18 protein-coding genes are annotated in these 24863 nt (G+C 38.3%); 7 read left to right on the top strand and 11 right to left on the bottom strand.

Annotated elements, in window-relative coordinates:
- The first annotated feature begins 34 nt into the window (after positions 1-34).
- Positions 35-3907: a T9SS type A sorting domain-containing protein gene (locus MB14_RS13900; RefSeq protein WP_062592563.1), complete on the top strand. Its 3873-nt coding sequence runs from the start codon at positions 35-37 to the stop codon at positions 3905-3907.
- Between the two features lie 13 nt (positions 3908-3920).
- Here the strand turns inward: MB14_RS13900 and MB14_RS13895 are convergent, their stop codons facing one another.
- Positions 3921-4463 carry a hypothetical protein gene (locus MB14_RS13895; RefSeq protein ID WP_062592560.1) on the bottom strand — a complete coding sequence of 181 codons (543 nt, stop codon included), beginning with the start codon at positions 4461-4463 and terminating at the stop codon, positions 3921-3923.
- Between the two features lie 80 nt (positions 4464-4543).
- Entirely contained in the window at positions 4544-5512 is a 969-nt protein-coding gene (gene trpS / locus MB14_RS13890) for a tryptophan--tRNA ligase (protein ID WP_062592558.1), read from the bottom strand.
- 112 nt (positions 5513-5624) lie between these two features.
- Here trpS and MB14_RS13885 point away from each other — a divergent pair, with 112 nt between their 5' ends.
- Complete coding sequence (locus MB14_RS13885) at positions 5625-6659, top strand: DUF1573 domain-containing protein (RefSeq protein ID WP_062592556.1); 1035 nt, start codon at positions 5625-5627, stop codon at positions 6657-6659.
- A 5-nt stretch (positions 6660-6664) separates the two neighbouring features.
- Here MB14_RS13885 and MB14_RS13880 read toward each other — a convergent pair whose 3' ends face one another.
- Complete coding sequence (locus MB14_RS13880) at positions 6665-7450, bottom strand: hypothetical protein (protein WP_062592554.1); 786 nt, start codon at positions 7448-7450, stop codon at positions 6665-6667.
- A 121-nt stretch (positions 7451-7571) separates the two neighbouring features.
- Between MB14_RS13880 and ppk2 (MB14_RS13875) the strand changes: the two genes are divergently transcribed.
- Positions 7572-8471, top strand: a complete 900-nt coding sequence (gene ppk2, locus MB14_RS13875; RefSeq protein ID WP_245620767.1) for a polyphosphate kinase 2 — start codon at positions 7572-7574, stop codon at positions 8469-8471.
- Positions 8471-9253, top strand: a complete 783-nt coding sequence (ppk2, locus tag MB14_RS13870; protein ID WP_053222063.1) for a polyphosphate kinase 2 — start codon at positions 8471-8473, stop codon at positions 9251-9253. Before ppk2 (MB14_RS13875) ends, ppk2 (MB14_RS13870) begins: the two co-directional genes overlap by 1 nt.
- 3 nt (positions 9254-9256) lie before the next feature.
- Here ppk2 (MB14_RS13870) and MB14_RS13865 read toward each other — a convergent pair whose 3' ends face one another.
- Positions 9257-10453, bottom strand: a complete 1197-nt coding sequence (locus MB14_RS13865) for a DUF4934 domain-containing protein (protein WP_062592552.1) — start codon at positions 10451-10453, stop codon at positions 9257-9259.
- Positions 10454-10599: 146 nt separating this feature from the next.
- On the opposite strand from MB14_RS13865, the gene MB14_RS13860 reads away from it, so the two are divergent.
- A complete protein-coding gene (locus MB14_RS13860) occupies positions 10600-12177 on the top strand; it encodes an NAD(P)/FAD-dependent oxidoreductase (protein ID WP_062592551.1) in 1578 nt (525 codons plus the stop codon).
- Positions 12178-12403: 226 nt separating this feature from the next.
- On the opposite strand, the gene MB14_RS13855 is transcribed toward MB14_RS13860, so the two are convergent.
- The 3 genes from MB14_RS13855 to MB14_RS13845 all read right to left on the bottom strand — a co-directional run bounded on the left by MB14_RS13855 (position 12404) and on the right by MB14_RS13845 (position 14879).
- Complete coding sequence (locus tag MB14_RS13855; protein WP_062592549.1) at positions 12404-13102, bottom strand: aspartate/glutamate racemase family protein; 699 nt, start codon at positions 13100-13102, stop codon at positions 12404-12406.
- Positions 13103-13164: 62 nt separating this feature from the next.
- Positions 13165-13572: a hypothetical protein gene (locus tag MB14_RS13850; protein ID WP_062592547.1), complete on the bottom strand. Its 408-nt coding sequence runs from the start codon at positions 13570-13572 to the stop codon at positions 13165-13167.
- A 98-nt stretch (positions 13573-13670) separates the two neighbouring features.
- Positions 13671-14879 carry a thioredoxin fold domain-containing protein gene (locus MB14_RS13845; protein WP_062592545.1) on the bottom strand — a complete coding sequence of 403 codons (1209 nt, stop codon included), beginning with the start codon at positions 14877-14879 and terminating at the stop codon, positions 13671-13673.
- Positions 14880-14979: 100 nt separating this feature from the next.
- On the opposite strand from MB14_RS13845, the gene MB14_RS13840 reads away from it, so the two are divergent.
- Together MB14_RS13840 and gyrB are read left to right on the top strand one after the other, a co-directional pair.
- Positions 14980-15345, top strand: a complete 366-nt coding sequence (locus tag MB14_RS13840) for a CoA-binding protein (RefSeq protein WP_062592543.1) — start codon at positions 14980-14982, stop codon at positions 15343-15345.
- Positions 15346-15449: 104 nt separating this feature from the next.
- On the top strand, positions 15450-17405 hold the full coding sequence (gene gyrB / locus MB14_RS13835) for a DNA topoisomerase (ATP-hydrolyzing) subunit B (RefSeq protein WP_062592541.1): 1956 nt from the start codon (positions 15450-15452) through the stop codon (positions 17403-17405).
- Positions 17406-17553: 148 nt separating this feature from the next.
- On the opposite strand, the gene mnmA is transcribed toward gyrB, so the two are convergent.
- The 4 genes from mnmA to MB14_RS13815 all read right to left on the bottom strand — a co-directional run bounded on the left by mnmA (position 17554) and on the right by MB14_RS13815 (position 24269).
- On the bottom strand, positions 17554-18756 hold the full coding sequence (gene mnmA / locus MB14_RS13830; protein WP_062592539.1) for a tRNA 2-thiouridine(34) synthase MnmA: 1203 nt from the start codon (positions 18754-18756) through the stop codon (positions 17554-17556).
- 128 nt (positions 18757-18884) lie between these two features.
- Complete coding sequence (locus tag MB14_RS13825) at positions 18885-19382, bottom strand: Hint domain-containing protein (RefSeq protein WP_062592537.1); 498 nt, start codon at positions 19380-19382, stop codon at positions 18885-18887.
- A gap of 180 nt (positions 19383-19562) precedes the next feature.
- Entirely contained in the window at positions 19563-19991 is a 429-nt protein-coding gene (locus tag MB14_RS13820) for a response regulator (RefSeq protein WP_062592535.1), read from the bottom strand.
- Between the two features lie 33 nt (positions 19992-20024).
- Positions 20025-24269 carry a PAS domain S-box protein gene (locus tag MB14_RS13815; RefSeq protein ID WP_084376079.1) on the bottom strand — a complete coding sequence of 1415 codons (4245 nt, stop codon included), beginning with the start codon at positions 24267-24269 and terminating at the stop codon, positions 20025-20027.
- Positions 24270-24863: the final 594 nt, after the last annotated feature.

Raw genomic sequence — 24863 nt, 5'->3', positions numbered from 1 at the left:
GAATTAACCATTTAGATTAAATACCGAAACTGCTGTGAAGTTTATTTTTGCATTCACATTATTTGTGTGTACTGTTCTCTGTAGTGCTCAAGCTAATTTTCAGAGCAATGTTGCTTCTGGCAACTGGACTGCTCCTGGAAGTTGGCTTTTAGTGAGTGGATCAGACGCTGATGGTATTCCTGATAATGACGACAATGTTACCATTCAAACTGGGCACACCATAAACATTGCTTCCACCACCACTCAAAATTGTAATAATCTTACTATTGATAGAGGTACTCTAGCTTTTACAGCTAACCCTAGCAGACTAAATGTTAGAGGTAATTTTGTGGCCAATTCAACGGTTGGCACTCGTGCTAGATTATCTGGCTCCTCCAATAATCATCGTATCGTAATAACTGGTAGTTCCACCGTAAATGCTTCTAGTCACCTCGAAGTAATTGCCGTCAGAATTACAGCGAATGGGCCAACGGTACTCAGTGGCCTGTTAGAGTTCACCACGGCCCAAGCTTCAAATAATGTTTATACTGATTTAACTATTAACGGAAGCGGTACATGGACTAATAATTCTACCCAAAACTTTACATTTAACGGTTCTATTTTGAATAATAGCGGAAATACTATGACACCATGCTCAACCGTAGATGGTTGTAACTATGTTCTTAATGGAGATGGAGAGAGTATTGGTGGTACAGGTACAAATACGTTGACCAGGGTTGTAATTAATGGTCCCGTAACCATGACTAATGAAGGTACTTTGGTTGTGAACGATGACATAGTAGGCTCGGGTACTTTGATTAATGATGGCTCTATTACAGTAAATACCCATGCCGGTGGGGCAAATTTCACATTGGATAACTGGGATCTAAATAATCCAGGAAGTTCATTTACCTACCAAGGAACCACCAATGAAACACTTGATATTACTTTTCCTTTTTATGACTTAATAGTCAACATGGATAATGGCGTTTTGCTTCAAGTACTAAATAACGATGTGTCGGTTGAAAATAACCTGACCATAAACTCTGGAGAAATGAGGGTGCGAGATAATAGAATCCTGGCCGTTACAGGTAATTTAAGTATTGCTGGTGCTAATGCTGAATTGTCGCCTTTCTCAACCAATAATACGGTAAATATTGGAGGAAACCTCTTGATGTCAGATGGTAACTACGACCAAAATGAAGGGGATGTAAATGTAACTGGAGATATTATTCTGACGAGTGGAACAATGATTATTTCTGAATCAGGGACCTCTACATTAGACGCCACAGATATGACCATTACTGATGCTGCAGTAACGCTTAGCAGCGGTACAATGACAATTTCTAACGCAGCTGGCGGATTGACCATAGATAGTGATGCGAACAACGTAGCTATATTAAGTACATTAGATGTTGCAGGTCAAATTGCCGTACAAAGTGGCACTACAATTCTTAATTCTGGAGCCGATGTTTCTGCAGGTTCGATAGCGATTTCTGGAGGGATTTTTAGACCAAATGATGCAACCGTTGTACTAGATGTTACTGGCGATATAACCACTTCATCAACTGGTATTTATGATCAAAATGATGGTGACGTAAACGTATCAGGCGATTTCAATTTAACCAATGGGTCGGCTTTTTTAGATGGAGGAACCTTGGATGCCACAGACATGGCTATCGCTACGGGAGATGTTCAGTTAAGGGCTGGTACAATGAATGTTACAAATGCTACGGGTGGAATAATTGTAAATTCAGGAAGGCTTGTAATGAACGGAGCTAATACGCTGAATGTAACTAATGATTTGACAATTGCTGGTGGTGAATTGTTGTTTAATGATAATACAGCTACAATTAATATTTCAGGCGATTTACTTATGTCATCAGGTGAGTATGACCATAATGATGGTGATATGAATATTTCAGGTGATATTACCATTACAGGTGGGGCTATGGATTTGAATGAAACAACTGCTTCGACCATAGATGCCACTGATATGACCTTGGCAACAGGCACTGTTGACTTAAGAGCAGGAACCTTAACCCTTACAAATGCTGCTGGAGGATTAACCGTGAATAGTGGTGCATTTAATCAACTTGGAACAACCGTCAGTATTGCTGGAGACTTTGATATAAATGGAGGAACTGTTGATTCTAATACAGGTACTTTGACCTTCGTAAATATGGATATTGCTACAGGTGGAGCAATGACTTTGGCCAATACTTCTATTACTTCTACGGGCACAATTACTGTAGACAATGGTAGTTTTACTATTGATGGAGCTGCGGGAACTTACAACTTCAATGATATTGATGTAAACTCAAATGGATCTTGGCTGGTAACCGCTGCCTATTCTCCTACAGTTTCGGGTAACTTATCAAATGACGGCACTTTTACAGGCTGTAACGGAGCAGGTTGTGAGTACACCCTGACAAGTGCTACTGGAACTATTTCTGGAACGGGAGCAATGAATACCATGTCCGATTTTTTAATAAACACACCTGCATCTTACACCAATACAAACTCTGGAGGAGTAGATATATCTGATGCACTCGGTGGAACAGGGGCATTTATCAATGGTGCGAATGGATCGATGCTTTATGGTGGTTCAAATGCAAACTTTACCATAAGCTCTTTTACAGCTTCGGCTGTGGGCAATACGGTTACCTACAATCGTACTGTGAGCAATCAGGAGATTCAACAAACCACAGACGCAGGAAATAATTATTACAATTTGGTTATAAATAAGGCTGATGGACAGGATGTTACAACTACTGCAGACATCACTATCGACAATCGGTTGACTATGACAGCAGGTGATATTATTATGGGAGGTCAGAATATAATTATGTCTCCAGGGGCGACAATTACTGGAGGAAATTCAATCAGTTATATACAAGATAATGCAGGTGGAGTACTTAGGTATGGCCTTTCAGCTTTAGGTACATTTTTCGTTCCAATTGGAGGCGATCAGTATTCCCCCATAACCCTTACACTAACATCTGCAACAATAGGCGGTGGTGCTTCGATTGATTTTAGTATAACAGATTCAGCACATCCTAACCGTGATAGAGATAATACTGGCGATTCACCAGCGGGTGATGATGATGGTACTGCGGCAACAGACTATATAGACTTGTATTGGACAGTTTCAGGTAATAACATTACCAGTCCAGTATACAATGCTAGTTTTATTTACGATGCATCAGACTTTACACAAACCTCAGAGAGTAATATGGTTGGAGTAGCCTACCGAACAATTGCAGGAGGCACTCTAGACTGGTTTGTAGGCGGAACTGTAAACCCAACCAACAATACGGTAACGGTGAGCGATGTAGCAGGCTTTGGTGATTTATATGCAATGGATAATACCACCGAACGTTTGCCAATTGTATTGCTCTCTTTCAATGCCTATCCATCAAAAGGCTCTATCAATTTGAAATGGGTAACTGCCATTGAAGAAAACAATCAACTTTTCACTATTGAGCGATCTGCAGACGGAAAAGAATTTACGCCAGTTTTATTTGTAGAAGGAGCAGGCACAACCACCGCTACAAGGTCATACAGCATATCAGATTTGAATCCGGTTTTGGGGAGATCATACTATAGGCTTAAGCAAACTGACTTCAATGGACAATTTGAGTATTCAGAAGTTATCAGTGTGGTTTATGAAGGAGTTCATACTTTCAGTTTTGGACTGAAAGGAAATGTAATTACTACAGGTGAAAAACTTAGAGTTTGGTCACAGAATGCCTTAGAGCTTCCTAAACTAATGATTAGAGATATTAAAGGAGAAATACTTTTAAATAAAACGCTTTCACCTGAACAGGGAGAAGTAGAAGAGACTAGCTTGCTATCGGCTGGGATTTATTTCCTAACAGTTAGTCATTTAGGTAAGGTGGAAACAAAGAAGTTTATAATTAGATAAACGGAATAGTAGTTTAGTTTCCGAAGTTAGAATTACAAACGGTTATACTTTTAGTTCCGTTTAAATAGGCTTGATTTTGATCTACATTTAGTCCAATGTTAGTTGAGCCCAAAATTTCGTCTTCCAACGGTCCTGAAGCTTCAAAATGAATTTTAATGCTACCATTGAATTCCAAAAGGTCATTATAGTCAATGGTAGTGTTGTTATCCAGCGATTCCAAAATGGTAACACTTTTACCAATTCCATTCACCTCTTTTAAAGTGGTCAGATAAGTGGCTACATCTCCATTATCACTTAGGCTACCAAAATGGAGATGCACTGGATGTTCAGCACCTGAAATCACATCGTTTAGAGTAATCTCTATTTGAGCTTTTCCATCATTTCGTTCTCTTATTGATAAAGTGCCCGAGGTCGTATTGCCTTCAACAGAACCTGGAATTAAGGCCATTTCCATTTGATTACCCGTAAATTCGGAAAGTTCATTTCCAGAATCATTGCAGGAGCTGATGAACAAAAGAGTGAATAAAATCAAACTAGGTAGAAATGCCTTTTTCATAATCCTTATTTTTAACCAATTAACTTAACGACAAGTGACTGACTTTGGTCTTTAATTAAGCAAGAATTTTATCATTTGGTTCAAAAACCAATGGCTTTCTTAGCCCTAGCAAGAACTTCTCTAGCTACTACTCTGGCTTTTTCTTCACCCGCTTCTAATTTCTTGTTCAGCTCGTCAAGGTTATTCATGTAGTAATTGAAGATTTCTCTTTCCTTGGCGTACTTTTCTAAAATAAGCTCGTAAAGCGCAATTTTCGCATGTCCATAGCCATAATTTCCGCCTTCATAATTCGCCCTCATTTCTTGGGTTTGAGCTTCAGAGGCTATTAATGAATAGATGGCAAATGTGTTGTCAGTGTCGGGGTTTTTAGGAGCCTCAAGCGGAGCACTATCGGTAACGATTTGCATAATATTCTTTTTCAGTGCCTTGTCGGTCTGAAAAATATCAATGGTGTTTCCGTAAGATTTACTCATTTTTTGGCCATCCGTACCCGGAATGGTCATTACTTTTTCGTTAATCTTGGCTTCCGGAATTTTAAATATTTCTCCGTATTGATTATTGAAAGTATTGGCCATGTCGCGTGCCATTTCCAAGTGCTGTCTTTGGTCTTTCCCTACAGGAACATAAGCGGCATCGTAAAGTAAAATATCGCAGGCCATTAATACAGGGTAAGTGAAAAGCCCAGCGTTTACATCTGAAAGTCTGTCCGATTTATCTTTAAATGAATGTGCATTGGCCAGCATAGGGTAGGGCGTCATGCAGCTTAAGTACCATGTAAGTTCGCAAACTTCTGGCACTCTTGATTGACGGTAGAAGGTGTTTTTGTCTGTATCGAAACCAAAAGCCAACCACGCGGCTGCCACAGCATTGGTGTTGTCTATTCTTGTTTGTGGGTCTTTAATTGTGGTAAGTGAGTGTAAATCAGCAATAAAGAAGAACGAATCGTTTTTAGGATCCTTTGATAATTCGATTGCTGGAATAATTGCACCCAATAAATTTCCCAAGTGTGGTTTGCCTGAACTTTGTATGCCAGTTAAGATTCTTGCCATGGATTTAATATTTGTCACAAATAAATGATTATTGACTGGTCGATTCAAGCATTGGCTTGTTATTTTTGCTGCTCAACATATATTAAAAACTCATTCCTGTCGTCAATAGCTTATGACTAAATTCTTCAGCTTCCTTTTTTTTGTTTGTATTACTCCCATAGTTTTTGCTCAAAAGCCTGAGTTAGTCAACGTTGGGGTGATTGATGGAGAAGTCGGGACTTTTTATGGTAGTTTTAATTGGGAAAACACCTCTGAGGATACAGTGTTGATTAGGTTTTGGTCTGGAGCTGAAAGGTTAAAACTGGAAAATGAGAACTTGAAAGTGCACCCAAGAGAAACCGTAGATATTCCTTATACCATCCTCACAGAAGGCTATGTAGGAGGTTTTGAAATAGGGGTGAGAGTTTTAGACTCAGCTGAAATTATTATAAAAGAATACGTTTTTCAAGGGAGAATTTTAACCCCAGTGATAGATGTATTTAAAGCTTATCGTAATGTATTTTGGCCATTTCGATCTAAATATCAGGTAGTTAATTTCAAGTCTGGCTTTATTGGAGATGACTTAAATGCGGAAATGATCCTGTACAATTTCGGAGGTGAGCCATTGGATTTGAGAGCAACCAGCATTTCATCTTATTACGATGTAAGTTTTCAACCTAATGAAGCGCCTCACAACAGTTTTACTAAAATGAATATTGTTTTAAAAACAGATTCTTTATTAGTGCCAGGCTTTACAAAGGAGATTGTTCAAGTAAAAGACAAGAATGATTCACTGATATTTTCAATTCCAGTGCAATTTACCCTTGAACAGAAACCATCGGACTACACTGCCGACTCGCCATATTTGGCAATAAGTGATTTAGATCATGACTTTAAAGTGATGGCGCCAAACACTAAAAAGTCCGCTACCATTACACTTTCAAATCGAGGGAATGAGCCATTGGAGCTTTTAAAAATAGAAAGCAATTGTTCTTGCTTGTTGTATGATGTGAAAAGGGCTGCTATAGCTCCTGGTGAATCTGTAGAAATGCAAGTTACCTTTGATGCGACTGACAGATTAGGCTTCGAAAGAAAAACACTAGCTATTTTTAGTAACGACCCCAGAAAACCTACTGCGGTCATTACTTTTAGAGCTCATGTGAAATAATACCGCTATTCCTCTATAATTTTGTTCAGCAACTCAACCAGTTTACTGTCATTTTTGATGGCACCTTTTAATGCATTAATTAGGTAGTCAGGTACTTTTTCTCCCTTTTTAAGTTTAGAGCTCAAATCCGAAAACATCTCTGTGGCACTTTCTTTATTCTCCACTTTTTCAGAATACTTAAGTAATGTTTCAAAGTCTTCTAACATACTTTGTTTAGAGGCTGCTATTTTAGGAGCAGCAGACTGGTAGTAAGAAGCGGGTTGTTCATTGATTGAGTTTTTTAACGCAATGCAGCCATTATAATCCGCAACAATTTGATCTATATCCTTTCTAGTAAATTCTTTCTCCTCAATTTTATCAGATACTTCTTCACAGTCTGAAAGGTAATCTGCCATTAATTTTCTGAAACCCATTATACCAGGTAGTGCAAATGCTGGTGCTCCAAATTTCTGTAAAGCCACCATTCCAAAATCATCCATTCTATTGGAATTAGAGTATTTGTAAACGCTTAAGTAGTCTTCAGAAACAAGTAATCCAAAATGATATTGCTCACCAATTTTCATAGGTTTGATCAACCCAAATTCTTCCATTGAAATGTTCGAGATGTCGAAAAGCTTAATTGTCTCCTTGTCCTTACCATTCTTTACAACAGCGTAAGGCATTCCATCAGAATTAGATAATAATTGAACATCGCCAGTTAAGGTTTCGCCAGAATGCTTTGTAAGAATGTCTTGACCAGCAACTGAAAATGAAAGAAGTAACAGTGTGAAAATTGATAAGTAGCGTTTCATATAGATTTATTGTGTTTGCGAAGGTAGGGCATATTTTTTTTTAATTCCACAGAATTGATGCCGCTTAATGCAAAGGGTGTAACCATTTTGATTATTTTAACGCCAGAAATCAATTCGAATTATGAGCGAATTTTTAATAACAGATGATTCTGTTCAAAATAAGTTAACCAAAGACCAAATGCTTGATAATCGAGATTTCTCGAATATTAAGAACGGAGCTGATTTAGAGCGTTTACTTCAAGAAAAGGGTAGGGATTACTCAAAAGCTTTGTATAACCTCGAATATGAAAGACAGCTTGAAAAGCTCCAGATAGAGTTGGTTAAACTTCAGCACTGGATTGCCGAAACTAAACAAAGAGTCGCAGTAATTTTTGAAGGGCGCGATGCGGCAGGAAAGGGTGGAACCATAAAGCGATTTACCGAGCACCTAAACCCGCGATCTATGCGCGTAGTAGCTTTGAACAAGCCTACAGATTTAGAAAAGGGGCAATGGTATTTTAGAAGATACATTAAGGAACTTCCTTATGCTGGTGAAATGGTGTTTTTCGATCGTAGTTGGTATAACAGGGCTGTGGTAGAGCCTGTTATGGGGTTTTGTGACGAAGATCAGTATCAACGTTTTATGCGTCAGGTTCCAGAGTTTGAGCACATGCTTTTTGAAGATGGGGTTCATATAATAAAATTTTGGTTTTCAATAGGCAAAGATGAGCAAGTCAAGCGCTTTAATGATAGACGAGCTAACCCTTTGAAACAATGGAAACTAAGTCCTGTAGATGAAAAGGGACAAGAAATGTGGGAAAGATATACCTATTACAAAGAGCAAATGTTTGCCCAAACGCATAACAGCTTCAGCCCTTGGGTTATCATAAAAACTAACACTAAAAAACAAGCCCGTTTAGAAAGCATCCGCCATGTACTTTCTAAGTTTGAGTACCCTGGTAAAAAAGAGGCAGATGTTGTGGTATTGCCCGACCCGAACATTGTAATGCGTTTCCACCGATCAATTTATCATTTGATATAATGTCTGAATTAAAATACAACTTTACAGATAAGGAGTTGAAGCTCTTGAATAGCAATAAGGCAATTAAGCTATTGCTAAAAGACAAGAATAACATCAATCCCGAAAAGGTGTTACGCTATGTTAAGTATGAAAAACGCCTTGAAGAGTTTCAGGTAGAACTTATTAAACTTCAGCAATGGGCCATTAATGAAGGAAAGCGAATTTGTTTGCTGTTTGAAGGAAGGGATTCCGCAGGAAAGGGTGGGGCGATTAGAAGGGTAACTCACCATTTGAACCCAAGAAATTACCGTGTAGTAGCCTTACCAAAGCCTACTGAAGAAGAGCGTGGACAGTGGTATTTTCAACGTTATATTTCCCGTTTACCAAACCCAGGAGAAATTGTGTTTTTCGACAGAAGTTGGTATAATAGGGCTGTGGTAGAGCCAGTTAACGGTTTCTGCACTAATGAAGAATATGAACGATTTATGCGCGAGGTCAATAACTTTGAGACTATGTTGACCAATGACGGAATCATTTTGTTAAAGTTCTATTTCTCGATTACAAAGAAAGAACAAGCGGCTAGGTTTAAGGCTATTCTGGAAAACCCACTAAAGCGCTGGAAGATGTCGCCAGTAGATGAAATGGCGCAAGAACTATGGGATTCTTACACAGAGTATAGAGTGAGAATGTTTGCAGAAACAAATACAAAAAACAACCCTTGGATTGTGTTGAAAGCGAATAAAAAGACTTCAGCAAGAATTCAGGTTATTAGACATATTTTAGAGAAGGTGCCATATAAATAGCCCTTACTTGAGGTGGTATGCAATCATCACCAAAGGATCGTTTGTATCGAACTTGCTAGCGAAATCCAAAAAGGCCTGTTCTTTTTCATTGAACTGACTTTTTTCTTTTTGCAATTTACCGGCCTTCGCAAGAACGTTTTCAGAATCAAAGATCATAATGATATCATGATCATTAATTGTATGAGCCCAATAAAGGGGTATGCCACCATCAACATCATTTTCAGTAGTGGTTTTTAAGACAATTTTAGCTCCATCCTTAATATCATAAATCAAATGGTGACTACCACTCTTCGAAAACTGTGTTATTGAGAAGTTAGCGTTCCCTTGTAAACTCGGAGTATGATAAGCTTTATCCTTATTTTTGTTCAAGTAGCCAATGTAGTCGCCATATGGGGAATTAGGTTCAAACATTTCAGGAGGTAAAGCGTCAGGAGAGAAGTCAAGGATAAATTCTGGAACAAAATTTACTTCCTGTTGCTTATAGATTGTGTCATTAAAATAAGTGCCATAATAAGTTTTACCATCTATGTTTTTCAGAATATTTCTCTCCCTAAAAGAGTGTGGGTTTTTTCCATTATGTATTTCGAGCAGACAGTCTGTTTTTTTTGTTTCCAAATTATATTGAACCACTTCACAAGGCTTGCCATTTTCACCTAGTTCATTTGGTATTTTACCTGTTTGAAATAAATAATTACCCTCAACTTTGCTAAATGCTTGAGCCACAAAAGTTAGCTTCTCACTTCTTTCAAAAACACCGTTTTCATTAAAAAACATCAACTTTCCTCTGGCATCCAGCACCTCAATTTTACCCTTATCTATTAAAAAGTCTTGCACTTCCAAGTATTGGTCGGGTCCTTGCCCCGGTTTAGTAATGGCAAATTGAAAGCTGCCTTTTAAATCATAAACGGAAAGCGATCGACCGGAGTAGTAATCAAAGATATAAATCAAGTCATCTTCGATAATAACCTTGTCAATTCGGTAGGCACGATGTTCTGGATGATATTTCAACGCAGTATAGCCAATGTCATCAACTACATCGGACAGTTTACTTGGCGTAATTTTGTCAATAGCAATCACCTCAACACCTTCTGAAGTAGCAATGGAGGTCTGGTTTTCAGAATTAGACCCACAGGATGATGTGAGAAAAATAACTGTAATGATTAATCCTGAAATTAGAAGTGCTTCCTTGGTTGATTTCATAAATATAAACTTAACAAATATATTTTTGTGTTCTACCCAAATCAGTGTCGCTCCCCATGTTGTGGGGCAATAGGTTTGTTGATGTTTTGAATCTAAATTTGCAGGAAATAAAAGAACATTCACTTTAGAGATAAATACTCTACGCCATGCAAAAGACCATAAAAACTACGCTTCGTCCCGAAGAAGCCTTCACTCCAGAATTATTTGAGGCCATCATCCTGAAAAGAGCCAATATTACCAACCCTAAAAGTGCTCAGGTGCGGGCTTTGAAACGTTCCATCGATGCACGTTCTCGAAATGTAAAGGTGAATATTGAAGCGCAAGTTTATATTAATGAGGAACTTCCACCTGTAATTTCCTACAAAAGAGATTATCCAGTAGTCACCAATGCCGAACCGGTTATAATTGTAGGTTTTGGGCCTGCTGGAATGTTTGCCGCATTGCGATTAATCGAATTGGGTTACAAACCCATTGTTATTGAACGTGGCAGTGATGTGCAAAAAAGGAGACGCGATCTTGCTGCCATCAACAAAGATCATGTGGTAAATCCTGAATCCAATTATTGTTTTGGAGAAGGAGGAGCAGGTACTTTTTCTGACGGTAAGCTTTATACCCGTTCAAAAAAGCGTGGCGACATTCTCAGAACCCTTGAGATTTTAGTCGCCCATGGTGCTACTGAAGATATATTGGTAGATGCACATCCGCACATTGGCACCAACAAGTTGCCCAAAGTGGTGCAAGAAATCAGACAGAGCATTATGAATGCTGGTGGTGAAATTCATTTCGATACCAAAGTGGCTGACTTTATTATCAAGGAAAAAAGAATGAGGGGAGTGGTTTTGGCAGATGGCTCTAAAGTAGAAGGCTTGGGTGTAATTTTAGCTACTGGCCATTCCGCTCGAGATATTTTCCATTTACTACAGAGGAATGAGGTATTGATTGAAGCGAAACCTTTCGCTTTGGGTGTAAGAATTGAGCATCCGCAATCACTGATCGACAAGATTCAATACCATTGCGATACTGATAGGGGTGAGTTTTTGCCAGCATCCTCTTACGCACTCGTTCATCAGACTTATCATGAAGGCAAACAAAGAGGTGTATTTAGCTTCTGTATGTGTCCGGGAGGTTTTATTGTGCCTGCGGCTACCGCTCCGGGCGAAGTGGTTGTAAACGGAATGAGTCCTTCAAGAAGGGATTCAGCCTTCGCTAATTCTGGTATTGTTTCGGCAGTTGAATTAGAAGACCTTACCGCGTATTCCAAATTTGGTGCTTTGGCTGGAATGGAGTTTCAGAGAGAAATTGAACAACGTGCTTGCCAGATTGCTGGGGGCACTCAAGCGGCTCCTGCGCAGCGCATGACTGACTTTGTCAATGGCAAAGTTTCATCTTCTTTGAATGACACTTCCTATCGGCCGGGCTTACTTTCTGTAGATATGCGCGAAGTGTTGCCAGAGTCGATTCATTTGAGATTGAGAGACGCTTTTAAAGGCTACGCCAAGAAAATGAAGGGCTATTACACTAACGAAGCCCAAATAGTGGGAGTAGAGAGCCGAACTTCTTCACCTGTAAGAATTCCAAGGGATAAAGACAGCTTAGAGCATGTGGAAATCAAAGGCTTATTTCCTTGTGGGGAAGGAGCAGGTTTTGCTGGAGGTATTGTTTCTGCTGCTATGGATGGAGAGAAATGTGCCGAAAGTCTAATTGCTAGTTTGAAAAGAAAGTAAAGAATCAGTAGAGGTAAACTTGAGATTGGCTAAAATCCTCGTTGTAAACGAGGATTAGATGGTTAGTTGGGAGATTAGATGGTTTTACTTAAATCTTCGTTGCAAACGAATATTAGTTGGTATAACCCTCCAAAAGTTGAAGATTCTATTTCATCAATAATTAATTACCCCCCCTGAACTATGAATGAGAACTTTTGGAGGGTTGGCTAATTAAATAGAGCTATGATCAATCTTTTCCTAAGATAAAATCTACAGCGGCCTGAGAGTGGATATGGGTAGTATTGAAAATAGGGACGTTTAGATCACTTTCAGAAATCATTAGGGGAAATTCTGTACAACCTAGAATAACACCCTCAGCACCCTGCGAAATCATTTTATTGATGGTGTTCAATACATATTGTTTAGACGATTCCTCGACCCGACCAAAAGTCAGTTCTTTCTGGATAATCCGATGCAGTTCTTCAATCACTTCTGGTATTTCAGGAACGAGTACTTCAATACCAGACTGCCCAATTCTACCCGTAATAAAATCGGCTTCCATGGTGAACTTTGTACCAATAAAACAGACCTTGTTAATGCCTTTTCTTTTGATGGCTTGAGCTGTGGCATCAGCAATATGCAGCATTGGGGCTTCTAGGATTTCGTTTACTGTATCGAATACTTTATGAGGTGTGTTTGCGCAGCACATAAGCGCTTCTGCCCCTGCGAGTTGAAGTCGTTTGCCTGCATCAATAATCATATCAGCAATTGCTGCCCAGTTTCCTTCTCGTTGGTATTGGTGAATTAAAGATTGATTCAGATTGTAAAGCACCAAAGGTGGGTTGGTATTATCTTCAAAGTGCTCGTTTACCGCCTGATTAATATCTCGGTAATACTCTAATGTGGAATGCCAAGAGGTTCCCCCGATTAAGCCTATTGTTTTCATTTTGTAGTTTAATATTTTCGTTTGGAGAGGATTATCGGAATGGATATTTGTGGAGCATGTGTTTATGTGTATTTCATCATTTTGTAGTCTAAATCGACTCGCAGTATATTTAAATTATCTTCCTGCACCTTGAGTTTCTCTATGTACTCATTCAGTTCCAATTTCTTCAGTCGTCTTTTCTGAAGTGCCTTATATTGTTCATCAGAGTACTCGAGATGAAACCTTGACTTCATTAATGTTAAACATTCAATATAGGTTATCTCACTATCAGTGAATGCCTTTGATTGGAATGAATTATTTACATTCAAGAGATGTTCCAAATCCTTTATGAACTTCTCAATTTTGCTTTTATTCTCTTGAAATTTCATCAAGAAATATTTCTTTTTACTTCTGTTCTCAAGTGAAAGAAGATAAAGTAGTAATGGGATTAGTATTCCCCCTGCAATTGCAACCCAAATTTCCAAGGTCATATCAATCAGATAAAATTAATAACTAGGAGTAATTTGAGTTTTTCTATTAGATAAAAAAAGCTATTACTTGGCAAATTTAACCTCTTAATATTCCGGTCTTAACTTCCCTTCATCTGCTGTACGGCAAGAATTAGGCTATCTGCCATTTCTCTTTGTTCGTCATTTTGAGCAATGGTTTTGGCTTTTTCAATTTGCGCAATGGCTACATCATAATCACCCAATAAACCTTTAGCGTAACCCAATAGGGCAGCGGCTTCAAAGTGAGTAGGGTTTATTGCCGTGGCTTGGGTAAGTAAATTGGCCGCAAACTGAAGCATAGCCACACCTTCTTGATCTTCGATAATTTCGAGTCCATTACTAAATAGAAAATCTACTTTTGAATCTTCAGCCACATGATTATTCATATAACTGTTTACTTCAAACTGATATTTTTGATAATTTCTACGCTGCCCAAAGTATAGTTTTTTAGTAATGAAGGCTGCTTCAGGAATTTCTACTTCTGGAAGAAATTCAGGCAATACTTCGCGAATCAACTGATACAGCAGGTTTTCATCACCGTATTTTATGGCAAGCTGAAGGTTGTCGTTGTAGATTGTTTTAAAGTAGTCTTCATATTCGTCTATACCATGCGCTTCAATAATCTCACTCTTATGGGTTGTCATGTAGCGATAGGGGGCAGAACTTAAGTGGTTTTCAAATCTAGACACCAACCATAGGTTTTCTACATTCTCTAGTAAGTCTTCCAGTTTCAATTGACTGATGTAGTCTTTTGCTACTTCGGCAGCACGCTCAAAGTCTTTATTTTCCAGAATTCTGATCAGATCAAGCTTTTCTTCATTGGTAGCAATTAAGTCGTCATATTTCTTTTCTAGAATGGGAAGTTGAGCGAAATCATCTACAGCCCTTTGCCCATAGGCCATAAGAGCAGGAGCAGGAACAAAACCCAAAATCGTGTCAAAGATTTCTTGATCTTCGGTAATAAAGAATAATGTAGGTAAGCTTGACACGCCAAAAATATTGGCTAATTGAGCACCATATTCAGATTCCGTATCAAATTTTACGTTAATGAAGTTATCATTGAAGTATTTGATTATCTGATTATTAGTGTATACTTCTTCATCTAATTGATGACAGTATGCACACCAGTCGGCATAAGCATCTACAAACAAAAGTTTGTTTTGCGCTTTCGCCAATTCAACTACCTTTTGCCAATCTTTTTCATTCTTAATTTCGTTGAACAAAAGTGAATCACTAGCGAAAGTGAGGGAGGAAATAAATATTGATATTACTACTAATGGAACTCTCATAAATCTTTTGGATGTTCGAAGCCTAAACAAGTATGCTATACTCACATTGCAATCGCAAAGTTATTCATTTAGTTTCATGTCAATCGTTAATTATAGTTAAGTGAAAAAAACAGTAATCATTGGAAGCAACCCAAAAACGAACAATTACGCATTCATGGCAGCGGAAAGGCTTAAAAACCACGGTCATGAATTTATTCCTATAGGTATTAGCGAGGGGCAAGTTTTGGGTAAATCAATTTTGAATATTCGTGATGAACCTAAAATAGAAGAGGTAGATACCGTTACGCTTTACATCAATCCACAACGCCAAATTGAGTGGTATGATTATATCCTTTCATTAAAGCCAAAACGCATAATTTTCAATCCTGGAACTGAAAATCAGGAACTTAAAAAGCTGGCCGAAGCCCAAGGTATAATTTGTGAAGAAGCCTGTACTTTAGTGATGCTTTCTGTGGGCAATTTCTAAGTTATTTTACGTATCTTCGTACGTTGTATGAGGGCGGTCTATTGTCCTTTGGATTTAATTCTGAAACCGACCGTAACCTCCTTTTTTAACAGTTTTTATTCACAATGAGCGAAGAGAAAAAGAATCAAGAATATTCAGCGGTTAACATTCAGGTTTTAGAGGGTTTAGAGGCGGTTAGAAAGCGGCCAGCCATGTATATTGGAGATATTGGGGTTAAAGGACTTCACCATATGATTTGGGAAGTAGTAGATAACTCTATCGATGAAGCCTTAGCAGGCCATTGCGATACCATTACAGTAACCATCGAAGAAGACAATTCAGTAGTTGTAACAGATAACGGTAGGGGAATTCCGACCGACATGCACGAAAAAGAAGGAAGGTCGGCACTAGAAGTAGTAATGACGGTGCTTCACGCTGGTGGTAAGTTCGATAAGGATACTTATAAAGTGTCTGGAGGTCTTCACGGTGTGGGGGTATCCTGTGTTAACGCACTTTCATCTATGATGCTTGTGACTGTTGAGCGTGGTGGAGCGAAATTTCAACAAGAATATTCAATAGGGATTCCTAAGTACCCTGTTAAAGAGATTGGTAAATCGGATAGAACCGGTACTACTGTTCATTTTAAGCCAGATGGTGATATTTTTACGGTTCTGGAATATAAGTATGAGACTGTAGCAGGAAGGTTGAGAGAACTCTCTTTCTTAAATGCGGGCATTACAATTACCCTTACTGATAAGAGAGAAAAAGATGAAGAAGGTAACTTCCTTGGCGAAGTTTTCCATTCAGAAGGTGGTTTAAAGGAGTTTGTGGAGTACCTAGATGCTACGCGTGAAAAACTGATTGAGGAGCCAATTTATATCGAAAATATTAAAGGCGAAGTACCTGTTCAGGTGGCCATGAGTTATAACTCATCTTATGCTGAAAATGTGGTTTCATATGTAAACAACATTAACACCATTGAAGGTGGAACTCACGTATCTGGATTTAGAAGGGCTTTAACAAGAACCTTAAAGTCTTATGCAGATAAATCGGGTCTGCTTGATAAAGTTAAAATAGACATTACCGGAGACGACTTTAGAGAAGGTCTTACGGCCATTATTTCTGTAAAAGTAGCAGAACCTCAATTCGAAGGCCAAACTAAGACGAAACTCGGTAACAACGATGTTATGGGGGCTGTAGAGTCTGCTGTGGGTGAAACCCTTCAGTATTACTTAGAAGAAAACCCTAAAGCGGCTAAAACCATTGTTCAAAAGGTAATTCTTGCTGCGCAAGCACGTCATGCAGCCAGAAAGGCACGTGAAATGGTACAAAGAAAGAATGTGCTTTCTGGTACTGGTTTGCCAGGTAAGCTTGCGGATTGCTCTGAGAAAGATCCGGCACTTTGCGAATTATACCTTGTTGAGGGAGACTCTGCGGGTGGTTCGGCCAAACAGGGGAGAGATAGAAACTTCCAGGCTATTCTTCCATTGAGAGGTAAAATTCTTAATGTAGAGAAAGCGCAAGAACATAAGATTTATGATAATGACGAGATCAAGAACATGATCACGGCATTAGGTGTGTCTTTTGGTACGGAAGAAGATGATAAGGCGTTAAACTTATCGAAATTGCGTTACCACAAAATTGTAATTATGACGGATGCGGATATTGACGGTAGTCACATTCGTACCTTGATTCTGACTTTCTTCTTTAGATACATGAGGCCATTGATCGATGCTGGATACTTATACATCGCGCTTCCTCCATTGTACTTACTTAAAAAAGGCAAAGACCAGCGTTATTGCTGGGATGAGCAACAAAGAGCTCAAATAACCAAAGAAATGGCTGGAGAATCAGGAAAGGAAGATTCTGTAAGTATTCAGCGTTATAAAGGTTTGGGAGAGATGAACCCAGAGCAGCTTTGGGAAACTACAATGGACCCAGAAACTAGAAGTATGAAGCGTGTAACTGTTGAATCGGCAGTTGAGGCTGATCACTTGTTCTCAATGCTTATGGGCGATGAAGTACCGCCTCGTAGAGACTTTATTGAAAAGAATGCGAAATACGCTAAGGTTGACGTTTAAGGCTTCCTAAGCTAGAAATACAAAACCCCATTGAACGAAAGTTGAATGGGGTTTTATTTTGGCCGATTATACCTTAATTCTTAGCAGTTTCGTGCTTATCGTTTAATATCTAATGTCTAGTGTCTAAAATCTAAAATCTAACATAAAACTACTGAATCTCGCCAGAGCCTATTAACTCATTCTTGTCATACCAAGCTACAAACTGACCCGATGCAATTCCTTTCTGATACTCTTCAAAAATGATATAAAGCCCATCAGTCTCCATATACAACTCTGCCTTTTCTAAGGGCTGTCTATATCTGATTCTGGCATCATAAACTTTCGATTCACCTGTTTTCAAAGCCATGTCTGGACGTACCCAATGCACTGCGTTAGCTGGAACGAATAACCCCTTTCTTAATAAACCAGGATGGTTTTCTCCTTGACCAGTATAGATAACATTTTGCTTGGTGTCTTTATGAATTACAAAGAGTGGCTCCGGTGTTCCGCCAACAGCTAAACCTTTGCGCTGACCGATAGTAAAATAATGAGCCCCATTGTGTTCGCCTATTTTTTTACCGTCTGTTGGCTGGTATTCGTAAGGTTTAGTGTGGTGTTTGAGTTCTTCTAGTTTTGTATCAAAATGAAACACATCTTTTTCAAGAAAGGAACTGAAATTAACCGCATCTGCTTCTAATTCACGTATTTCACCTTTTTTAGGAGCCAGTTGCTGCTGCAGAAAATCAGGTAATCTTACCTTGCCAATAAAGCAAAGACCTTGAGAATCTTTCTTGTCGGCCGTAATTAAGTCTGCCTCTTTGGCAATAGCTCTCACCTCGGGTTTTTGTAAATGTCCGATAGGGAAGAGGGCCTTGGCCAATTGATCTTGGTTGAGTTGACATAAGAAATACGACTGATCTTTATTAGTGTCTGCGCCAGCTAAAAGGCGATGAATTTCTTTTCCATTTTCAACAATGGTTTCCTTTTGACAGTAATGTCCAGTAGCTACAAAATCTGCCTTAAGCTTCATGGCAGCTTTTAAGAAAATGTCGAATTTCACTTCGCGGTTGCAAAGAATGTCTGGGTTGGGAGTGCGGCCTTTTTCGTATTCAGCAAACATATAATCTACAATACGTTCTTTGTATTGCTCACTCAAATCGATTACATGGAAAGGAATTCCGAGCTTTTCGGCTACGGCCAAAGCATCATTACTGTCTTCTACCCAAGGGCATTCTTCTGAAATAATCACCGAATCGTCTACCCAATTGCGCATAAACATGCCGATTACCTCATAACCTTGCTCTATCAACAAATGTGCTGTAACGCTTGAATCTACACCGCCCGAAAGGCCAACAACTACTCTTTTCGCCATTAATTTGAATTCTGAATTAGGCTAACACCAATTCTGCAAAAATAGTTGATTTGAAAATTAAAAAGTAATCATTGATTACAGGGATTGGTTAGAATTACCAATACAGTACTTATTGACTACTCAGGATATCATCCAAGGGGGGCTCCATAACCCGATTCTCCTATGTTTAGTACATAGTCGGCTACAACCATACCGTTGGCTGAGAATAGATTGCCATGTGTTAGAGAGGTAGTAGGGGTAAGTGAAGTGGAGATATTATGAGTTATTCCTTTAAAATGCTCTATAAAAATCGAAGCAATTTTAGTAGTTGACCCATCGGCTAGAAATAAGAGATCTAAAAGGGTTATTTCGTTAGCCTTTTTTAGCTTACCACCCTCTGTTAATATTTTCTGATCAGGAGAACTTATAAGGCGTGTATTATTTTCGAGTGTAATGGTGATTATATGTTGAGAAACTGGAGCGCTACTCGTCACATTAGAGAATTCAACTTTTAATGGTGAACCTTTGGAGAGTCCGTCTTGAGGGGAATAGTTAAAGGTTTCTATTGTGTCTCCAATTTGTATGTTTTGAATAGAAACAGCTTGATTATTAGGCGTGGTTATGATTGTGTCTGTGGTTAATGACATGGCTTGAGGTTTAGGTTAAGTTATAATGCTTCAAATATGTTGTGTAGTAACGGGTGGTCAAATATGAGCTTAAAATGATGTATATCACTACCATAAAAGAGGGGTTATGAATTATACCTAGAAGGGGTTAGAGACACAGAAACCTATTAAGAAGATATCAGATCTATTAGCAATTGTATATTAGTCCTTAGGTAATTTTACTGTGTTCTGCCAGTAGTCTCTAATGACCTCCGCTACTTTCTCAAGTTCAGTATAGTCATTTGGCTTGATAATGTAGGAGTTGGAATGCTCAGAATATGCCTTAAAAATATCCTCTTTTCTAGATGAAGTGGTGAGTATGATCACAGGAATGTGCTTTATTTTTTCATCCACTTTGATTTGCGCTAAAGCTTCTAAACCATCCATTATGGGCATATTAATGTCGAGTAGAATTAGATCTGGTAAGGTAGCATTCTCGTAGGGAGGAAGTTTTTTTAAATAACTTACCGCTTCCTTTCCATTCCTTAAATCTATAATAGACTTCACTACTTCAACACCTTTGAGTGCTTCCTTGACTAATATGATGTCAGACTCATTGTCTTCAACTAAGAGTATATTTAAGCTTTTCATCTAACCTGGTTTTCATGTTGCTAGAATACAAAATTACTGTTGTTTTTTTAAAGTAAATTTAAAAATTGAGCCTCCATCCTTATTCGGCTCAATCCATATTTCGCCACCGTATTTGTTCACTATTTTTTTACACGTAGCTAACCCAATACCTGTTCCAGAATATTCTGAATTAGAGTGAAGCCTTTTAAAGACGGCAAATACTTTCTGATAATAAACTGGGTCAATACCTAACCCATTATCTGAAATACTAAAAACCCAATGATCATTGTCTTCTTCGGCATCCACTTCTATTACCGGGTTATTGCCTAAAGGTTGATATTTTAACCCGTTACTAATAAGGTTTGTAAATAGCTGAGTCATCGTGGTAAGATCAGCCTTTACGGTTGGTAGGGGGTGTAGCTTGAACTGAGCATCTTGATGTTTTTTGTTATTTTTAAATGAGTCTGTAATTTGCTGCACTAGTGTGGTTAGATTAACTTCTTCACTATTAATAGCTTCTGTTCGAGAATAATTAAGAATATCATTAATTAGTCTTTTCATCCTTAAAGCACCGTCAACAGAAAATTGAATGAATTGTTTTGCTTGGTCATCGAGCTGATTTTCATATTTTTTTTCCAGTAATGACAGAAAGCTTGAGATTGATCTAAGTGGTTCTTGTAAATCATGAGCAGCTACGTAAGCAAACTGTTCTAATTCTTCATTCTTATTGGCTAATTCTTTTTGGATTGATTTTATTCTACTGATATCGGCACCGACACCTAAAAAACCAACGATTTTATCATTTTCAGTAATGGCAGTTACGGAAAGCAGGACAGAATATGTGCTGCCGTTTTTTCGTTTGTAGGTCCATTCTCTTGCTTCGGTATGGCCTTTTTTTGCCATTTCAACAAATACATCGAAACCCGATATTTCGTGTCCTAATTCAGCTGTGAGCTCTTGACCCCGTTTCACTATCTCATCTTCAATGTGAATAATTGCAGGGGTATGTTTTCCTATCATTTCCTCTGCAGAATATTGCAGGAATTGTTCTGCTCCTTTATTGAAATGCGTAATAGTTCCCTTTAAATCCGTTCCAATAATTGAAACAGATTGGGTATTAAATATGGCCTTTAGTTCTTCGTTAGCTTTGTTTAGCGTGCTTTCGGCAATTTTAATTTTATTAATGTCTTGAAAAACCCCATACAGCCTTATACATTTCCCTTCTTTGAATTCGGCTTGTCCAATAGCGCGAGTCCACATAGGGTTTCCTTTAGCTGTAATTAGTTCTACTTCTATATCGTAAGGAATCCCTTTTTCTATAGCTTGTGAAACTGCGGTTTGTATTTTTTCTTGGTTTTCTCCTGGTTTAAAGAAGTCAATTGCGGTAGTGAGGTTTGGTTCATAATCGGAAGGGACTTCGTGAATTTCCTTAGTAATTCTACTCCATGAAACAGTGTTGGCAACTAAGTCTACCTCCCATGTTCCAATTCTAGCTACTTCATTGGTTTTGTCTAGGATCTCTTCAATTCTGCCTCTTTCTACCTCTTTTTGTTTTATGTTCGTAATATCCGCAGTGTAAATAATCAAGCCGCCAATGGTGCCTTTGGTAATATACCATGGGCGGATATCCCAAGTGATCCATTGTATGCTTCCGTCTTCACGTTCGAAGTAAGCTTCATCACATTGGTTTATTGCACCAAGTAGGCATTCTTGATGTATTTTCTTCCAGTCATCACCAATCTCAGGAAATATTTGATAATGAGATTTTCCAATTATCTCGTTTTCAGTAATATTATAATCTTCAATCCATTGCTTAGATGCAGCCATATAGCACATGTTTTTATCAAACATAGCTATGGCGCTAGGAGCTTGTTCTATGAAAATTTGGTTTCGTTGATTACTTCTTTCAATTGCCTGCTGGGCAATTTTTTGAGCCGTAACATCCCAATTAGTACCTAGCATTCGAACGGGTTTTCCTGAGTCATCATAATAGACTTGGCCTTTGGCTCGAATAAAGTGAGTGGATTTATCTGACGGCCAGATAATACGGAATTCAGTATCAAATTCTTTTTCACCTCTGACTGCCATCTGCATTTCACTTTTGGCTTGTTCTATATCGTCTGGATGAACGACACTTTCCCATGCGTCTAAATCAGCAGAGAACATATCTTTTTCTACTCCAAACACTTTGAACATAATATCATCCCATATCAAAGTGTTGTTAACTAGATCATAGTCCCAAATTCCTATTAATGAATTATTGGTGGCTAGTTTTAAGCGGTTTGATATCTCTTTAAATTTTGCCTCAGCCGCATTTCGTTCCGTCATATCAAGTATAGAGGAGATAAGGTATTCTTTTCCAACAATCTCAGCTTTCTCAACGGAAATAATAACGTTTCTAGGTCTACCATATTTATCATTAAGCCTTGTCTCAAACCCTTTATGTCTCATGTTATTTTTTTCCAATAGGGCTTTCATTTCCTCTAGGTCTTTTGAGTTCATTATATTAATCTCATCGCCCGTTTTACCAATTATACTTTCGTCATAGTGAAGCAACTCATAAAATGCATTATTTACGTACCAAATCTTACCATCATGAAAAGTGACAATGTTTGAGGCAACTGGACTCATATTGAAAAAAGTCATGAACTGTTCACGAGACTTTTTTATCTCATCTTGGAGCAAATGATGCTCGGTAATGTCCCTTAATATTTTCGAAGCTCCTATAATATTTCCCTCACGATCTTGAATAGGAGAGAGTGTAATAGATACCTTAATTCTTCCCCCGTCTTTTTTTATTCTCTCAGTCTCATAATTTTCAATGGTTTCACCCTTTTTTATTTTACCAATAAGAGTGACTTCTTCATCCTTCAGTTCAAGAGGGAAAAGGATGGAAATATGCTGGCCTACAATTTCATCGGTAGAGTATCCAAATGTTGCTTCCGCGGCCTTGTTCCAAGTAAGTATGGTGCCGTCAATGCTTTTACTGATGATGGCATCACCAGAGGTTTTTATAATGCTCGCTAATCTATTGATCTGGATTTCTTCTTTCTTTCGTTCCGATATATCGCGGATAGCAGCAGAAACCCAGACCCTATGTTGCACCTTTACAGGGTTTAGCGATATCTCCACGGGTATTTCTGAGCCGTCTTTTTTCTGTGCAAACAAACTCATGCCAGACCCCATACTTCTAGCCTTTGGGGTTTTAATAAAATCTTTCCGATGGTTCATATGACCTCCTTGAAATCGTTCTGGCAAGAGTATTTCAACAGGTTGATTGATTAGTTCTTCTTTTGTGTAGCCAAAAACCGTTTCTGTTTGATCATTCACTACTTGAATAAGCCCGTTTTCATTTATAATGACAATAGGGTCGGGGGTAGCATTCAAGAATGAACTTACTTTTAGTAAGTTGTTTTCCGTCTCATATTTATTTGCTTCTAGGCGGTTCAGCATTTGCGATGTCCTCCATATTAAAAAAAGACTTGTGAGAATAAAGGCAAGTGCAAATATTAATATTCCTAAATCTTCGGTAATTGCTTGACTTCTATAGCTTTGAAGACGTATGTAGGTTAGAGCCAGAATGATGATGGTCAATTGTGAAAAAAGCGTAATGGCCATCTTATTTCCTAATTTCTTTCCAGAGAAAAGACCAATTATTCCCAATGAAGGGTTTTTTAAAGAAGAGGCAGTAGATAAAACTAAAAAACTCCAAGCGGTGTGCAGGGCGGTTGATGTAAGGAAGGAAAGTCTGTTGAATGTTTGTACATTGTACAAATAGCTCATGATAGCTATGAATGAAAGCAGGGCAATAATGTCTAATAAGATTTGACCGAGGATTTTTGCCGTTGTGTTTTTCCGTTGGATAAGAAAAAAACTAGTGCTTAAAAGAACAAAACAAGTGGCAGACAATTGTGACATTCTGCCAAGAACAGGGTGATTGCTAGCTATGGAGTCTAAGTCCCTCACTAATAGTTGATCAATACCAAAATCAAGGTCGAAAAGCCATTCAAGAAGGGTTAGTCCTCCAATAACAAATACAGATAAAGCAAAAATGTTGGAAAGGATTGAGTGTACTCTTGTCTTTCCTCTAACCATTAAATACAGAGCAAAACCAGATAAGACCATACCTAATGCGGTATTGAATTTCATTGTAGTGTAGCTTGGTATTATGCTCTTTAATATTTCAATATCGAATATCCACCCCACAATTACGGCCACGCCTAATACGATAACAAATAGGCTTATAAGGGTAATAAAACTTGTAGTTTTCTTAGTGGGGATACTCATGAATATTTGCATTTAATGGAATTTACTGACTTATTTCCATTACTCAATAGTAAATGCTGCAAATTCTATTTACTGAAATTAGCAATTATGCAACTCGCGCCTATTTAATGCAGAAGAGTGTGGTTTCTAAACCCGCCTACTTGCTCAATTGCACAGTGTAGTATACATTTAAGATAATTGAATCTTTAAAGGGCTTTGCATTAAATCTTCGTTGCAAAAGAAGATTAGTGAGTTTAATATTCTAGTTGTAAACGAGAATTAGTAGGGCTTAGCTGCTAGCAGCTATGTTTGCTTTCTAGTCATCCCGTAGGGATCTTTTTCAGTAATACAGAAGCGGTGATTTCTCCAACACGGAAGTAATTAAAAGTGCGCTGCTGATTTTCTTTCCCTGAGGTAACGAAGGGTCTAAAAAGCGGCATAGCTTTCAATGAACTTCAAGGACAGAGTCCTTTATAAATACTTAGTCACAGGTTCTGAGAACCTGCGACAGTGGCTAGTTCCTTCGCTGCCACTCAGGATAAAAAGGAGAGTGTTAATAACAGACTAATGTAGTAAATATGTGGATGATTAAGAATACCTGCAAGAGAAGAAAATGCACTTTACAAA

The sequence above is a fragment of the Roseivirga ehrenbergii genome (assembly GCF_001593005.1).
GTDB lineage: Bacteria > Bacteroidota > Bacteroidia > Cytophagales > Cyclobacteriaceae > Roseivirga > Roseivirga ehrenbergii.
This window is presented reverse-complemented; position numbering and strand designations above follow the sequence as displayed.

Coding starts and splice junctions, on each gene's coding strand:
- MB14_RS13885 (WP_062592556.1), top strand. CDS start 5,625: ATGACTAAATTCTTCAGCTTCCTTTTTTTTGTTTGTATTACTCCCATA.
- MB14_RS13820 (WP_062592535.1), bottom strand. CDS start 19,991: ATGAAAAGCTTAAATATACTCTTAGTTGAAGACAATGAGTCTGACATC.
- MB14_RS13855 (WP_062592549.1), bottom strand. CDS start 13,102: ATGAAAACAATAGGCTTAATCGGGGGAACCTCTTGGCATTCCACATTA.
- MB14_RS13825 (WP_062592537.1), bottom strand. CDS start 19,382: ATGTCATTAACCACAGACACAATCATAACCACGCCTAATAATCAAGCT.
- MB14_RS13895 (WP_062592560.1), bottom strand. CDS start 4,463: ATGAAAAAGGCATTTCTACCTAGTTTGATTTTATTCACTCTTTTGTTC.
- MB14_RS13880 (WP_062592554.1), bottom strand. CDS start 7,450: ATGAAACGCTACTTATCAATTTTCACACTGTTACTTCTTTCATTTTCA.
- MB14_RS13815 (WP_084376079.1), bottom strand. CDS start 24,269: ATGCAAATATTCATGAGTATCCCCACTAAGAAAACTACAAGTTTTATT.
- trpS (WP_062592558.1), bottom strand. CDS start 5,512: ATGGCAAGAATCTTAACTGGCATACAAAGTTCAGGCAAACCACACTTG.
- gyrB (WP_062592541.1), top strand. CDS start 15,450: ATGAGCGAAGAGAAAAAGAATCAAGAATATTCAGCGGTTAACATTCAG.
- MB14_RS13860 (WP_062592551.1), top strand. CDS start 10,600: ATGCAAAAGACCATAAAAACTACGCTTCGTCCCGAAGAAGCCTTCACT.
- ppk2 (WP_245620767.1), top strand. CDS start 7,572: ATGAGCGAATTTTTAATAACAGATGATTCTGTTCAAAATAAGTTAACC.
- mnmA (WP_062592539.1), bottom strand. CDS start 18,756: ATGGCGAAAAGAGTAGTTGTTGGCCTTTCGGGCGGTGTAGATTCAAGC.
- ppk2 (WP_053222063.1), top strand. CDS start 8,471: ATGTCTGAATTAAAATACAACTTTACAGATAAGGAGTTGAAGCTCTTG.
- MB14_RS13865 (WP_062592552.1), bottom strand. CDS start 10,453: ATGAAATCAACCAAGGAAGCACTTCTAATTTCAGGATTAATCATTACA.
- MB14_RS13850 (WP_062592547.1), bottom strand. CDS start 13,572: ATGACCTTGGAAATTTGGGTTGCAATTGCAGGGGGAATACTAATCCCA.
- MB14_RS13845 (WP_062592545.1), bottom strand. CDS start 14,879: ATGAGAGTTCCATTAGTAGTAATATCAATATTTATTTCCTCCCTCACT.